We start from the raw sequence: 15,498 nt of genomic DNA, 5'->3' as shown, positions 1-15,498 counted from the left end.
ACCGCCCCGATCAGTTCTTGCACGCCACCACTCCTCGCTATGAAATTAGCTTCTCAAGCTCTTCTCCTGATAAACGTTTGAGGGCAGCCAAAGATTTAGCTAATTCGTCTTGAAGTGGCTGACTATCGGATTTCAGGGCGGCGATACCCTCGGCGAACGCTTGCAGGTTGCTGGCAATGAACAAATCCTTGAGCGGCACTTCGACGCCAAGCTGCTCACGCACCCGGACAATCACCTGGGTCGCCAGCAGCGAGTGCCCACCCAGCTCAAAGAAGCTGTCAGTCAAACCCACCTGCTCCAGCTTCAACACCTCCTGCCAGATTGCCGCCACCTGCTGCTCCAGCTCGCTGCGTGGCGCCACGTACAACTGCTGCATCTGGCTGGCGTCGGCCTTCGGCAGCGCCTTGCGGTCCAGCTTGCCGTTGGGGCTCAGGGGCAGTTTTTCGAGGAACAGCAGGTACGCCGGGACCATGTAGTCCGGCAGGTGCTCGCGCAATCGACCCTTGATCGCCTCGCGCAGGCTGGCCTGGACTTCCGGCTCGGTGCCGACCTGGCGCACATCCTCGGGCACCACGTAGCCCACCAGTTGCAAACCATTGGCACTGGCCTGGGCCAGGACGATGGCTTCGCGGATCCCCTCTTGCTCCAGCAGGCGTGCTTCGATTTCACCCAGCTCGATGCGGAAACCGCGGATCTTCACCTGATGGTCGATACGCCCGACGTACTCGATGATGCCGTCGGCATTGAAACGCGCGAGGTCACCGGTGCGGTACAGGCGACCACCGGGTTGCTCGGCAAACGGGTCCGGCATAAAACGTTCGGCGCTGAGGTCCGGACGATTGAAATAACCACGGGCCAACAACTCGCCGCCAATCACCAGCTCACCCACCACGCCAATGGGCGCCGGGCTGCCGGTGTCGTCGAGGACATAGATGCTGCGCCCCGGCAGGACATTGCCGATGGGCATGGTCAGCGGTGTCGGTCGCGCACCACTGACGTAGTCGGTGCAATCCAGGGCAGTCACCGTGACCGTGGCTTCGGTGGGACCGTAGGTATTGAGCAGCACTACCTGTTCCAGACCCGCCTGTTTCCAGGCCGCCAGACCTTCCGGTGGCATGGCTTCGCCACCGGCATGCACCTGTTTGAGCACCCCGTAATCCCGTGGGCCGATGGCCGCGAAATCCTTGGCCAGCAAGTTCCAGTAAGCGGTGGTCAGGTCGAGCACGCTGATGCGCTTGCTGATCAGCTCACGGTAGAAGCGCTCGCTGTCCCAGATCTCGGTACCGCGCAACACCACCGACGCACCACAGATCAGCGCCGGATAAAGCTGCTCGACAAAGCCGTCGAAGTTGAAAGTGGAGAACTGCAGAATCCGGTCGCTGCCATTGAGATTGAAGAATCCAAGAGACACATAGGCGTGCCGGGTCAGGGCCGACTGACTGATGCCAACCCCCTTCGGCCGTCCGGTGGAACCGGAGGTGAACATCACGTAGGCCAGGTTATCCGCCAGGGCGCGGTTGACCAGGTTGCCGTCATCCAGGCCAGCCCAATCGGCGTCCTGATCCAGGCACAGGCTGGCGACCCCGACGGGAATGCTCAGGCGCGACTGCAAGTGGCTCTGGGTCAGCAGCAAGCGGGTGCCGCTGTCTTCGATCATGCACAGCAGGCGATCCTGGGGGTACTCCGGGTCCAATGGCACGTAGGCGCCGCCGGCCTTGAGCACCGCCAGCAGGCCAATGATCATGTCCAGACCGCGCTCCACCGCGATGCCCACCAGCACATCCGGGCCGACACCGCGCTCTTGCAGGTGGCGAGCCAGGCGGTTGGCCCGGCTGTTGAGCTGGCGGTAGCTCAGTTGTGCATCCTCGAAAATCAGCGCCACCGCCTCGGGCTGGGCCTCGACCCGCGCTTCGAACAACTGGTGCACCCGCGCCTGGCTCGGGTAGTCCAGGGTCGCCCGGCCCCAGTCGGTGATCATGCGCTGCTGCTCGGCAGCATCCAGCAACGGCAGATCGCCGATGCGCTGCTCTGGGTCGGCAACAATCGCCTGCAGCAGGTTCTGCCAGTGCCGGGCCAGACGTTCGATGGTCGACGCCTCGAACAGGTCGGTGGCGTAGGTCAGGATCGCGGAAAATTCCTCGCCGTATTCCTGGGTGTCCAGGGACAGGTCGAACTGCGAGGTGGGGTTGTCCCACTCCAGGGCCTCCAGGCGCAGGTGCGGCAATTGCCGCCCAGTCTGGGCCTGCTGGGCCTGGGCCTGGTGGTTGAACATCACCTGGAACAAGGGGTTGTGGCTCAGGCTGCGCTCCGGATGCAGCTCCTCCACCAACTGTTCAAACGGCAGATCCTGATGCGCCTGGGCGCCAAGCGCCGCCTGCCGGACCTGTTGCAGCACCGCCCGGAACGGCTGCTGGGCATCCAGTTCGGCTTTCAGTACCTGGGTGTTGACGAAGAAGCCGATCAAGCCTTCCGTTTCAACCCGGTTGCGGTTGGCAATCGGCACCCCGACGCGGATATCCGCCTGACCGCTGTAGCGATGCAGCAAAATCTGGAACGAGGCCAGGAGCAGCATGAACGGCGTCACCCCTTCGCGCTGGGCCAGGCTTCGCAAGGCGCCACTGAGCTGCGGCGGCAACGGCACATCCAGATGGGCACCGCGATAGCTCTGTTCAGCCGGGCGCGGGAAATCGGTGGGCAGTTCAAGCACCGGTTGCTCACCGCCCAGTTGCCCGACCCAATAACCCAGCTGCCGCTCACGCTCGCCCGCGTCCATCCACTGCCGCTGCCAGATGCCATAGTCGGCGTATTGAATCGGCAGCTCGGGCAGCTCGACCGTCAGGCCCTGGCTGTAGGCGGCATACAACGCCACCAGCTCATCGACCATCAGGTCCATCGACCAGCCATCGGAGACAATGTGGTGCTGGGTCATCACCAGCACATGGTCATCCGGCGCCAGGCGCAAGAGCTTGACCCGCAACAGCGCGCCTTCGCGCAGGTCGAACAGGCGGCTGGTTTCAGCCTCGACATAGGCGCGGACCTGGCCGGCCTGATCGCCGCCGGCCGGCAATACATCCCATTGCAGATTCAACGGCGCCCCGTGGTCGATGACCTGCAAGGTGCGCTCGCCGTCGTCGACAAAACGGGTACGCAGTGACTCGTGACGAGCGACCAGGGTATTGAAGCTGCGCTCCAGGGCTGGCACATCCAGCGGGCCGTGCAGGCGCAACGCAGCAGGGATATGGTAGGCGGCGCTTTCGGGCTCCAGCTTCCAGAGGAACCACTGCCGCTCCTGGGCGTAGGACAAGGCCAGCGGTCGGTCACGTTCAACTCGCACAAACGGCGGTTCGTGACGGGCCGGCCGATCCCCGAGGGAGGCGACAAAATCCTGCAGGCTGCTGTGCTCGAACAGACTGCGCAGCGGCACCTCCCGATTCAAGGCGTGCCGTACTCGGGACACCACCTGGGTCGCCAGCAGCGAGTGCCCACCCAGTTCAAAGAAGCTGTCAGTCAAACCCACCTGCTCCAGCTTCAACACCTCCTGCCAGATTGCCGCCACCTGCTGCTCCAGCTCGCTGCGTGGCGCCACGTACAACTGCTGCATCTGGCTGGCGTCGGCCTTTGGCAGCGCCTTGCGATCCAGCTTGCCGTTGGGGCTCAGGGGCAGTTTTTCGAGGAACAGCAGGTACGCCGGGACCATGTAGTCCGGCAGGTGCTCGCGCAATCGACCCTTGATCGCCTCGCGCAGGCTGGCCTGGACTTCCGGCTCGGTGCCGACCTGGCGCACATCCTCGGGCACCACGTAGCCCACCAGTTGCAAACCGTTGGCACTGGCCTGGGCCAGGACGATGGCTTCGCGGATCCCGTCTTGCTCCAGCAGCCGCGCTTCGATTTCACCCAGCTCGATGCGGAAACCGCGGATCTTCACCTGATGGTCGATACGCCCGACGTACTCGATGATGCCGTCGGCATTGAAACGCGCGAGGTCACCGGTGCGGTACAGGCGACCACCGGGTTGCTCGGCAAACGGGTCCGGCATAAAGCGTTCGGCGCTGAGGTCCGGACGATTGAAATAACCACGGGCCAACAACTCGCCGCCAATCACCAGCTCACCCACCACGCCAATGGGCGCCGGGCTGCCGGTGTCGTCGAGGACATAGATGCTGCGCCCCGGCAGGACATTGCCGATGGGCATGGTCAGTGGAGTCGGTCGCGCACCACTGACGTAGTCGGTGCAATCCAGGGCAGTTACCGTGACCGTGGCTTCGGTCGGGCCGTAAGTGTTGAGCAGCACCACCTGTTCCAGGCCCGCCTGCTTCCAGGCCGCCAGACCTTCCGGCGGCATGGCTTCGCCACCGGCATGCACCTGTTTGAGCACCCCGTAATCCCGTGGGCCGATGGCCGCGAAATCCTTGGCCAGCAAGTTCCAGTAAGCGGTGGTCAGGTCGAGCACGCTGATGCGCTTGCTGATCAGCTCACAGTAGAAGCGCTCGCTGTCCCAGATCTCGGTACCGCGCAATACCACCGACGCACCGCAAATCAGCGCCGGGTACAGCTGCTCGACAAAGCCGTCGAAGTTGAAAGTGGAGAACTGCAGAATCCGGTCGCTGCCATTGAGATTGAAGAATCCAAGGGACACATAGGCGTGCCGGGTCAGGGCCGACTGACTGATGCCAACCCCCTTCGGCCGTCCGGTGGAACCGGAGGTGAACATCACGTAGGCCAGGTTATCCGCCAGGGCGCGGTTGACCAGGTTGCCGTCATCCAGGCCGGCCCAATCGGCGTCCCGATCCAGGCACAGGCTGGCGACCCCGACCGGAATGCTCAGGCGCGACTGCAAGTGGCTCTGGGTCAGCAGCAAGCGGGTGCCGCTGTCTTCGATCATGCACAGCAGGCGATCCTGGGGGTATTCCGGGTCCAGTGGCACGTAGGCGCCGCCGGCCTTGAGCACCGCCAGCAGGCCAATGATCATGTCCAGACCCCGCTCCACCGCGATGCCCACCAGCACATCCGGGCCGACACCGCGCTCTTGCAGGTGGCGAGCCAGGCGGTTGGCCCGGCTGTTGAGCTGGCGGTAGCTCAGTTGTGCATCCTCGAAAATCAGCGCCACCGCCTCGGGCTGGGCCTCGACCCGCGCTTCGAACAACTGGTGCACCCGCGCCTGGCTCGGGTAGTCCAGGGTCGCCCGGCCCCAGTCACTGATCATGCGCTGCTGCTCGGCAGCATCCAGCAACGGCAGATCGCCGATACGCTGCTCTGGGTCGGCAACAATCGCCTGCAACAGGTTCTGCCAATGCCGGGCCAGACGCTCGATGGTCGACGCCTCGAACAGGTCGGTGGCGTAGGTCAGGATCGCGGAAAATTCCTCGCCGTGTTCCTGGGTGTCCAGGGACAGGTCAAATTGCGAGGTGGGGTTGTCCCACTCCAAGGCCTCCAAGCGCAAGTGCTGCAATTGCCGCGCAGCCTGGGCCTGCTGGCCTTCCCCTTGATGGTTGTACATCACCTGGAACAGCGGGCTCTGGCTCAGGCTACGTTCGGGCTGCAAGGCCTCCACCAACTGTTCGAAGGGCAGGTCCTGATGGCTCTGGGCATCCAGGGCGGTCTGGCGCACGTGCTGCAACAGTTCGCTAAAGGGCACCTGGCCATCCAGTTCGGCCTTGAGCACCAGGGTGTTGACGAAGAAGCCTATCAGGCGCTCGGTCTCGACCCGATTACGGTTGGCTATCGGCACGCCCACGCGGATATCCGTCTGCCCGCTGTAGCGATGCAGCAAGGCCTGGAACGAGGCCAGGAGCAGCATGAACGGGGTGACGCCTTGCTGCTGGGCCAAGTGGCGCAGCGCCTTGCTCAGTTCGGCGCCAAGGGCCAGGTCGACTTTCGCGCCACGAAAACTCTGTTCCGCCGGGCGCCCATGATCGGCCGGCAGCTCCAGCACCGTCTGCTCACCACCCAGTTGCCCGACCCAGTACGCCAACTGCCGCTCGCGCTCGCCAGCATCCATCCATTGCCGCTGCCAGACGCCATAGTCGGCGTACTGAATCGGCAGCTCGGGCAGCTCGACCTTCAGGCCCTGGCTGTGGCCGGCATACAACGCCACCAGTTCATCGACCATGACCTGCATCGACCAGCCATCGGACACGATATGGTGCTGAGTCAGGATCAGCACATGGTCATCCGGCGCCAGGCGCAGCAGCTTGACCCGCAGCAACGGTCCTTGCTGCAAGTCGAACAGGCGCGCGGTTTCCACCTCGACCCTGGCCTTGATTTGCGCCGCGCGGTCCTCGACCGGCGGCAAGACTTCAAGGTCGATTGGCAGCGCCATCTGCCCGGCAATTCGTTGCAGGGTGCGCTCGCTCGTCTCGACAAAGGTGGTGCGCAAAGACTCATGGCGCTCGATCAGGGTGTCGAGGCTGCGCTGCAAGGTCTGGACATCCAGGTCCCCATGCAAGCGCAAGGCAGTTGGCAGGTGATAGGCGGCACTCTCGGGGTCCAGTTGCCAGAGAAACCACTGCCGCTCCTGGGCATAGGACAGGGCCAGGGGCTGCTCGCGATCAACCCGCACAAATGGCGGCTCCTGGCCCTGGGTCACTGGCCCCAGGGACGCGGCAAACTCCGCCAACCGGCTGTGCTCGAACAAGGTCCGCAGCGCCACTTCCAGGCCCAGGCTCTGGCGCACCCGCGACACCACCTGGGTCGCCAGCAGGGAATGCCCGCCGAGTTCGAAGAAATCGTCAGTGAGGCCGACCTGTTCCAGTTTCAGCACGTCCTGCCAGATCGCCGCGATCTGCTGTTCCAACTCGGTGCGCGGCGCCTGATAGATATTCTGCTGTTGCAGTGCATCAGGCTTGGGCAGTGCCTTGCGCTCCAGCTTGCCGTTGGGGCTCAGGGGAAGTTGTTGAAGAAAAATAATCTGCGTCGGGACCATGTAGTCCGGTAGGTTTTGCTTGAGTTGCGCCTGGATCTGCGCGCGCAATTCGGACTGCTCAGTCGTACACGCGGGCACCACATAACCGACCAGTTGCTGGCCGCCGGGACCTGCAACCGCCAGAACCACCGCCTCACGGACCACATCCTGTTCCATCAGGCGCGCTTCGATTTCTCCCAGCTCGATGCGCAAGCCGCGAATTTTCACCTGATGGTCAATCCGCCCGCGGTACTCGATCACACCATCGGCGCGATAACAGGCCAGGTCGCCCGTACGATACAGACGAGCACCATCACCGAACGGGCTGGTCAGGAAGCGCTCCGCCGTCAGCCCCGCACGACGGTGGTAACCACGGGCCAGGCCGGCACCACCCAGGTACAGCTCGCCCACCACCCCCACCGGTACAGGCTCCAGGGCGCCATCGAGAATGTAGGTGGTCAGGTTCGCAATCGGCTGGCCGATTGGCACCCCGTCCCTGCCTTCTTCACGGCAGGTCCAGTGGGTGACATCGATGGCCGCTTCAGTCGGACCATACAGGTTGAACAGCCCGGCCCCAGGCAACTTGGCGAAAACCTGCTGCTGGGTATCAACCTGCAGCGCCTCGCCACTGCACACAATGCGCCTGAGGCTGGTGCAACTGGCAACCTGCGGATCCAGCAGAAACACCTGCAGCATCGACGGGACGAAGTGCAGCGTGCTGACCTGGTACCCCTGGATCAGCTCGACCATTTTGGCCGGATCCCGGTGATCACCTGGCCCGGCCACGGCAAGACGGGCACCCGTCATCAGCGGCCAGAAAAACTCCCAGACCGAGACATCGAAACTGAAAGGGGTCTTTTGCAGGACCGTGTCCCTGGCGTCCAGGCTGTAGGCCTGTTGCATCCAGCACAGGCGGTTGGTCAGGGCCAAGTGGCGGTTGCCGGCCCCCTTGGGCTTGCCGGTGGAACCGGAGGTGTAGATGACATAAGCCAGGCTCTCAGGGTGCACTGCGACCTGAGGATTACTGACAACGCCGGCACCGGGATCAAGCTGGTCCAGTGCCAGGAGCGCAAGAGATTCGGGTATTGGCAGTTGCTCGAGCAAATGGCCTTGAGTCAACAGCAGACCAATGCCGCTGTCCTCGATCATGTAGGCCAGGCGCTCCTGCGGGTACTCTGGGTCCAGAGGGACATAGGCGCCACCGGCCTTGAGCACCGCCAGCAAGCCAATGACCATCTCCAGGCTGCGCTCGACGGCAATGCCCACCAGCACGCCTGGACCTACGCCCAGCTCGATCAGGCGGTTTGCCAAGTGGTTGGCGCGCTCGTTGAGCTGCCGGTAGGTCAGTTGCTCTCTCCCAAAAACCAGGGCAGGCGCCTCCGGAGTTCGGGCGACCTGCGCCTCGATCAGATGATGCACTGGTCGCTCCAGCGGGTAGTCCACCTCCGTCGCGTTCCAATCGTTGATGAGCTGGCGCTGCTCGTAGGTGTCCAGCAACGCCAGGTCGCCAATGCGCTGGCTGGCATCGGCCACCATCGCGTGCAGCAGGTTCTGCCAGTGCTGCGCCATGCGCTCGGCGGTGGCCGGGTCGAACAGGTCGGTGGCGTAGGTCAGGGCGGCATGCAGCTTGCCGTTTTTTTCGTAGGTATCCAGGGTCAGGTCAAACTGGGTGGTGCGGCTCTGCCAGTGGATCAACCCCAGCTCCAGGCCGGACTCCAGCTGCAAAGTGGTGACGTCGGCGACCTGGGGCTGGTGGTTGTACATCACCTGGAACAGCGGCGTATGGCTCATGCTGCGCTCAAGGCGCAAGGCCTCCACCAACTGCTCGAATGGCAGGTCCTGATGGGCCTGGGCTCCCAGGGCAGTGTCCCTGATCGCCAGCAACAGCTCAGCCACCGTGGCCTGTGGGTCGATCCGGGTGCGCAGCACCTGGGTGTTGACGAAGAAACCGATCAGGCCTTCCAGTTCGCTGCGGTTACGGTTGGCGATCGGCACCCCGACGCGGATATCGGTCTGCCCGCTGTAGCGCTGCAAAAGAAGAGTGAAAGCCCCCAGCAGCAGCATGAACAGGGTGACGTTCTGCTGGCGTGCCAGGTTGCGCAATTGCTGCGCCAGGCCATCGTCCATGGCGAATTCATGACGGGTCCCGCGATGGCTCGGCAGCGCCGGGCGCGGGCGGTCCGTGGGCAGTTCCAGCACCGGGTGTTCGTCACCCAGTTGCTCGCGCCAGTAATCGAGCTGGCGCTCCTGCTCGCCGGCTTCGAGCCAGCGTCGCTGCCACAGGCCGTAGTCGCTGTACTGGATCGGCAGCGGCGCCAGCAGCGCCTCGGCGCCGGTGACATGGGCGCTGTAGAAACGGCTGAACTCGTCGATCAGCAGGTTCATCGACCAACCGTCGGAAACAATGTGGTGCAAGGTCAGCAGCAGCACATGTTCGGCGTGGTCGAGCTTGAGCAGGCGCACTCGCAGCAGCGGCCCCTGCTCCAGATCGAAGGGTTCCAGAGACTGCCGCTCAGCCTCCTGGCGCACCCGGGCCTCGCGCTGATCCACCGACAGCTCGGTCAGGTCCAGGTGTTCGACCCGCAGCGGCTGTTGCAGGGGCACCTGCTCCAGGCGCTGGTCGGCCATTGGCCGGAACACCGTGCGCAAGGTCTCATGACGCGCCACCAGGCTGGCGAATGCCTGCTCCAGCGCCAGCTCATGCAAAGGCCCAGTCAAGCGCACGGCCCCCGGCAGGTTATAGGCACCGCTCTGCGGGTCCAGCTGCCACAGGAACCACATGCGCTGCTGGGCATAGGAAAGGGCCTGACGGTCCTCGACCAGCACCCCGGCCGGAATCGGGAACAGCGAAAAGTCGATCTTTTCCGCGCGCAGGCCTTCAAGGAACAGCCGGCGCTTTTCCAGCGGCAATTCGATGAAGCGGCGGGCAAGTTTCAGGGACTTTTCAGCATTCATCTGGGGCCTTCCGTACATGTTGGGTATCGAGCTTTGGCTCGGCTATCCCTACGGAACGGATAACCCGCACAGAAAATTAGCGCCCTGCGCCCTGACGCAAGCCCCCTGCGGCACGGGTAAATCCCCCTCGGTACAACTCGTCCAATCAGTAACCCCTTCGCAAAAAGGCATTTCCATGTCCTCAGCAGCATCCCTCGGCCGCGCCCTGAGTAACGGCTTGCGCAGACTGGTCGGCACCCCGGCCGGGCAGCCCACTGCCTACCGCATGATCGATGCCCAGCTCAAGCGCCGGATTGTGCTCAGCCCGTCGCTGACACGCCTGGTGTTTGCCAGCCCCGACATTGCCCTGGCCCGCACCCTGGCCCCGGACCAACGGATCAAGCTGTTCTTTCCCGGCGCCGACGGCACGCCGTCGAACCTGCCCCGGCAGGGCGACTGGCAAGCCGTCAGGCGCCAGATGAGCAAGGGCCAATGCCCGCCCATGCGCACCTACACCATCCGCGACCTGCGTCGCGAGCCGTGCGAGCTGGACGTCGACTTCGTGCTGCATGGGGTCAACGGCCCGGCCTCGGCCTGGGCCACCGAGGCCCAGGTCGGCGACAGCGTGCAGATGCTCGTGCCCAACCTGGAGTTTGCCGACGACCCGGGCGGCTATGAATGGCAACCGCCCACGGACGCCCGGCAGATTCTGCTGATTGGCGATGAAACCGCCCTGCCGGCACTGGCCGGCATTCTCGAAGAGTTGGCCGATCACCCCGAAGCCATGGCGGTGCAGGCCTTTATTGAAGTGCCCGGCGAAGCCGACTGCCTGTCGCTGCGCACCGGCCCGAACACCCGCCTGAACTGGCTGCCCCGCGACCTGCTGCAATGCGCCCATGGTGAAGCCATGCTGCATGCCGCCCGCGAACTGGCGGACCTGGGGCCCAGGGCCAGTGGCACCCAGCGCGCCGCGAAGCTGCCGGAGGTCGACATCGAGCAACAGATCCTCTGGGAACGCGCAAGCCCCTCCCACAGCCACTTCTATGCCTGGGTTGCCGGCGAATCCGCTGCGGTGATGAGCATTCGCCGCCATCTGATCACCGAGCGCGGCCTGGATCGCCGCGAACTGACGCTGATGGGCTACTGGCGCCAAGGGCGAAGCCTGAACTGAGGACTTGTTCACGATCTGCTGCGCCTGGCTCATGGGGTGTCAAATCTGAGGCCTGTCGATACCCGGCGCGGGAGCCAGCGCCCTGGATAAATTTTCCAGCCCAGGCTTCGTTCCCTCTTCAGGCCCACATACACCCAGAGGGAATGCCGTGGATTTGCAGAACGTTCTGTCAAAGCTGTTCGCCAATGCCGGCTCCGTCGGCATCGAAGGCGTATTTCAATTCGTCTTCGCCCCCAACCTGATGTTCTGGTCCGAAATCAGGGAGCGCACCACCACCCAGAGCGGCCTGCACGCCCGCCCGGATGTCACCATCAACGTCGCGGAAAAAGACTTTCTCGGCATCATGGGCGGCGTTGCCGATGTCGAAGAACTGTTTGCCAGCGGCCGCCTGAAAATCGACGGCAACATGGGCCTGGCCACCCTGCTGCCGCAAATCATCGAAAGCGCACGCCATGGCGACCGGGCGGAAAAGGTCGACATGAACAAGCGCTACCCGACGCCGCCCAGGTTCAGCGAGCGGGTTTCAGCGGCGCAGCCGGTACAGCGAGAGGTTGCGCGGATCGCCCGCCAGGCGTTGTCGATCGGCGACTTCCGCGCCCACTACCTACCCGAAGGCATTCCCCTGGTAATCAGCAATGCCCTGAATGACTGGCCATTGTTCAACATGGGCCGCGAAGAATCCCTGGTGCACTTCGCCGAGTTGCAGGGCATTACCCGCCACGGCGACTACGTGAAAAAGACCTTTTCCACCGACCGCGACTTCCGCTCCACCTCCATGGCCGACTTCATCGCGTCCCTCGATGCCCCGGCCCAAAAGGGGCCCAACGGCGAACCGCCGGCCTATATGGGCAACAACATTTTGCCGGCGCAATTGATGGAGCAGATCAGCTACCCGCCCTATTTCGACCGCGCGCTGTTCATTGCGCCACGGATCTGGATCGGCCCCAAAGGCACCCTGACGCCCCTGCACCGTGACGACACCGACAACCTGTTCGCCCAGGTCTGGGGGCAGAAGTCGTTTATTCTCGCTGCGCCCCACCATCGTCCCGCCCTGGGTACCTGGTCCACGGCGCCCAAAGGCGGGCTCGACGGCTGTGACTTCAATCCGGATGCGCCTGACTACCAACGCTTCCCCCAGGCCCGTGACGTGACCTTCCTGCGGGTGACCCTGGAGGCCGGCGACCTGCTGTTTCTGCCGGAAGGCTGGTTCCACCAGGTGGAGTCGGTCTCCACCTCGCTCTCGGTGAATTTCTGGGTCAATTCGGGACGCGGCTGGTAACCGGTGCCGGCACTGGCCCCTGGGTCAGTGCCGGAGGCGCGTGAGTGCAGGAGCAACCCGCAGGGGAAAAGCGTCCGCTCAGACGCTCAATGCAACCTTTTGCCCATGCCGCCGATGATGCACCTCCAGGTAATCCTTGATTGCCCGCAGCACCTTGGCTTCGTGTTCATGGATAAAGAAGTGCCCGCCGGCCAGCATGTCCACCGAGAAACTGCCGTGGGTTTCCTTGCTCCAGCCGATCAGTTGCTCGGTGGTGGCGCGGTCGGCCTTGCCGCCCAGTACATGCACCGGGCAACTGAGCAGCGGGCGATTGGCCGGCTGGAAACGCCCGCAGAGCAGAAAGTCGGCCCGCAGGATGGGCAACGTCAGGCTCATCAGCTCTTCATTGCCCAGCACTTCTTCACTGGTGCCCTGCAGGGAGCGCAACTGCTCGATCAGTTGCGCGTCGGTCTTGGGCTCGGAGAACCCGCGGTCGTACTCCGAGCGCATGCTCGGGGCCGCGGTGCCGGAGGCGAACAGGGCCACCGGTTCCGGCCCGCCCAGGGCACGCAGGGCGTGGGCCATTTCACAGGCGAGCAAGGCGCCCAGGCTGTGGCCGAACAGTGCATAGGGCGCTTTCAGGCTGGGCAGCAGTTCGCTGGCCAGTTGCCGCGCCAGTGCGCGCATGTCGGTCTGCAACGGCTCGCCGAAACGCGCACCGCGCCCCGGCAATTCCACCGGCTGCAGTTTCAGCCACTGCGGCAGCTTGCGCCGCCAGCGGCTGTAGACCATGGCGCTGGCGCCGGAATAGGGCAGGCACAGCAGTGTCAGTTGGGTCACTGCACTTACCTCAATCAGTTATGTGTAAAGAGAACGGATTGAGGTCACCGCAAATTAGTCCGGCTGTGGTGCCCCGCGGCTCAGGCGGCGACAGCTCTGCACCGCCGTCCACAACACCACCGCCCCGGCGCCCAGGGCCACCCAGAACCCGCTGCGCGCGCCATAGTGGTCGGCGAGCCAGCCGGAGCTGGCGGCCCCGATGGCCACGCCGATGCTCAGGCCGGTGACCAGCCAGGTCAGGCCCTCGGTGAGTTTGGCCGGGGGTACGATGTTCTCCACCAGGGCCATGGCCACGATCAGGGTCGGAGCGAAGAACAGACCGGCGACAAATACCGCCAGGGACAGCCCGGGAATATTGCTCACGATCAGCAGCGGCAAGGTGGTGACGGCGGTGGCGATGCCGCCGTACATAAACAGGCGGGGCAAGGGCAAGGTCGGCTTCCAGGCGCCGAAGGCAATGCCGGCCAGGCATGAACCGATGGCGTACACCGAAAGCACGATGCTCGCCGCCGCCGGCTGGCCCTGCTGCTGGGCAAAGGCCACGCTGACCACGTCCACCACCCCGGCAGTGGTGCCCATGGCGACCATCAACAGCACCAGCAGGCGCAGTTCCACCGAGCGAATGATCGAACCTTGCTGCGAACCGGTATGGGGGTGCACCGCCGGTTCCGTGGCGCGTTGCAACACCAGCGCGGTGACGCCGACGGCCAGGGCCAGCAGCGCCACCAGCGGCCCGGCCTCGGGGAACACCGCCACGCACAGCCCTACCGACAACGGCGGGCCGACGATAAAGCACAGTTCATCGAGCACCGATTCCAGGGCATAGGCGGTCTGCAACAGCGGCTGGCCACGGTACAGCTCGGTCCAGCGCGCCCGGACCATGGCCGACATGCTCGGCATGCAGCCGGCCAGGGCGGCAAACAGGAACAGGGTCCAGGTCGGCGCCTGCAAGCGGGTGCACAGCAACAGGGCCAGCAACGCCCCGCCACCGACGCCGGCGGCGATCGGCAGGATCCGGCCCTGGCCAAAGCGGTCGACCATGCGTGATACCTGGGGCGCACAAAACGCCGTGGCCAGGGCGAAGGTAGCGGCCACCGCGCCGGCCAGGCCGTAACCGCCCTTGAGCTGGGAGAGCATGGTGATGATGCCGATACCGGTCATGGAGATCGGCATGCGGGCGATCATCCCGGCGATGACAAAGGCGCGAGAGCCCGGGGCGTGGAACAGCTCGCGGTACGGATTAACCATGGACTTTCAACCTCGGCAGGGGCGTGCAACTTGCCATAAACAGCAGCTGCAGTAAAAATACATACGGTGCGTATGTGAGAAATAATGCGAACATACGCGCCGTATGTCAAACCCCATTGCCCAGATGAGTAGCCGCCATGAGCCCCCGCCCCCGCGCTGAAATGATCGAAGCCACCCGTGCCAAGCTGCTGGCCAGCGCGCGCCAGGCCTTTGGCCGCCTGGGTTACGCCCAGACCTCGATGGACGACCTGACCGCCGAAGCCGGCCTGACCCGGGGTGCCCTGTACCACCATTTCGGCGATAAAAAAGGCTTGCTGGCGGCGGTGGTGGCGCAGATCGACGCCGAAATGGACCAGCGCCTGGCGGCGATTTCCAGCACGGTGGCCGACCCCTGGCAGGCGTTCTGCGAGCGCTGTCATGCCTACCTGCACATGGCCCTGGAGCCTGAAATCCAGCGCATCCTGTTGCAGGATGCCCGGGCGGTGCTGGCCGACAGCGCCCAGGCCGGCGAAGAACAGTGCATCGAGTCCCTCGGCGCCCTGCTCCAGCAATTGATAGACGCCCGCGTGGTGGAGCCCGTCGCGCCCCTGGCCTTGGCGCGCCTGATCAACGGCAGCCTGGTGGAAGCTGCCCTGTGGATCGCCAATGCCGCGCACCCGGCACAAAAGCTCGAGCAAAGCCTGGGTGGCCTGAACCTGTTGCTGCGCGGGTTGCGCCGCAGCGATGCAGCGGCAGCAACCGCTGCCGAAGCCTGAACCTGAAACCCCTGAGCGCCTGAACACGCCACGGATTTATCGCGCCCGCTGAACTCCCGGCCACCTTCACCAGTCAGCTAATCACGCTCCCTGAGTTAAGGATTGCCCCATGCAGCTCTCCCTCGATGGACAAGTGGCCCTGGTCACCGGCGCCAGTTCCGGTATCGGTGCGGGGGGGGCCCCCCCCCCGGGGGGGCCCCGCGCCCCCCCGGGGGGGGGAGAAAACACCCCCCCCCCCCCCCCCCCCCAAAAACCCCCCCCCCCCCCCCCCCCCCCCCCCCCCCCCCCCCCGCGGCCGTGGCGCGCCGCCGCCCAAGGGCGAAGCCCCGGTGGCCGACTACAACGCCCTGTGGAGCAGCCTCTACAGCAATGCCGGCAAAGACCTCAACGC

Annotated in this window: 6 protein-coding genes; 3 read left to right on the top strand and 3 right to left on the bottom strand. The window is 64.5% G+C overall.

Annotated elements, in window-relative coordinates; all coding sequences use genetic code 11:
- Positions 1-37 precede the first annotated feature (37 nt).
- Positions 38-9,856: an amino acid adenylation domain-containing protein gene (locus ACOZJV_RS33725; RefSeq protein ID WP_421549518.1), complete on the bottom strand. Its 9,819-nt coding sequence runs from the start codon at positions 9,854-9,856 to the stop codon at positions 38-40.
- A 175-nt stretch (positions 9,857-10,031) separates the two neighbouring features.
- Here ACOZJV_RS33725 and ACOZJV_RS33720 point away from each other — a divergent pair, with 175 nt between their 5' ends.
- A complete protein-coding gene (locus tag ACOZJV_RS33720) occupies positions 10,032-11,006 on the top strand; it encodes a siderophore-interacting protein (RefSeq protein WP_421549517.1) in 975 nt (324 codons plus the stop codon).
- 148 nt (positions 11,007-11,154) lie between these two features.
- Positions 11,155-12,285, top strand: a complete 1,131-nt coding sequence (locus ACOZJV_RS33715) for a cupin-like domain-containing protein (protein ID WP_078473839.1) — start codon at positions 11,155-11,157, stop codon at positions 12,283-12,285.
- A 78-nt stretch (positions 12,286-12,363) separates the two neighbouring features.
- Here the strand turns inward: ACOZJV_RS33715 and ACOZJV_RS33710 are convergent, their stop codons facing one another.
- Together ACOZJV_RS33710 and ACOZJV_RS33705 are read right to left on the bottom strand one after the other, a co-directional pair.
- Positions 12,364-13,104: a thioesterase II family protein gene (locus ACOZJV_RS33710; protein ID WP_421549516.1), complete on the bottom strand. Its 741-nt coding sequence runs from the start codon at positions 13,102-13,104 to the stop codon at positions 12,364-12,366.
- Positions 13,105-13,158: 54 nt separating this feature from the next.
- On the bottom strand, positions 13,159-14,352 hold the full coding sequence (locus tag ACOZJV_RS33705; protein WP_421549515.1) for an MFS transporter: 1,194 nt from the start codon (positions 14,350-14,352) through the stop codon (positions 13,159-13,161).
- A 137-nt stretch (positions 14,353-14,489) separates the two neighbouring features.
- Here ACOZJV_RS33705 and ACOZJV_RS33700 point away from each other — a divergent pair, with 137 nt between their 5' ends.
- Positions 14,490-15,107, top strand: coding sequence for a TetR/AcrR family transcriptional regulator (locus ACOZJV_RS33700; protein WP_421549514.1), 618 nt, complete (start codon positions 14,490-14,492; stop codon positions 15,105-15,107).
- The last annotated feature ends 391 nt before the right edge of the window (positions 15,108-15,498 follow it).

The sequence above is a fragment of the Pseudomonas sp. QD4 genome (genome assembly GCF_049199125.1).
GTDB lineage: Bacteria > Pseudomonadota > Gammaproteobacteria > Pseudomonadales > Pseudomonadaceae > Aquipseudomonas.
The sequence above is the reverse complement of the archived record's forward strand: the minus strand, read 5'-3'. Positions and strand labels throughout refer to the sequence as shown.

Excerpts from the sequence above, each read along its gene's own strand:
- ACOZJV_RS33725 (WP_421549518.1), bottom strand. The coding sequence starts at position 9,856 with ATGAATGCTGAAAAGTCCCTGAAACTTGCCCGCCGCTTCATCGAATTG.
- ACOZJV_RS33720 (WP_421549517.1), top strand. The coding sequence starts at position 10,032 with ATGTCCTCAGCAGCATCCCTCGGCCGCGCCCTGAGTAACGGCTTGCGC.
- ACOZJV_RS33705 (WP_421549515.1), bottom strand. The coding sequence starts at position 14,352 with ATGGTTAATCCGTACCGCGAGCTGTTCCACGCCCCGGGCTCTCGCGCC.
- ACOZJV_RS33700 (WP_421549514.1), top strand. The coding sequence starts at position 14,490 with ATGAGCCCCCGCCCCCGCGCTGAAATGATCGAAGCCACCCGTGCCAAG.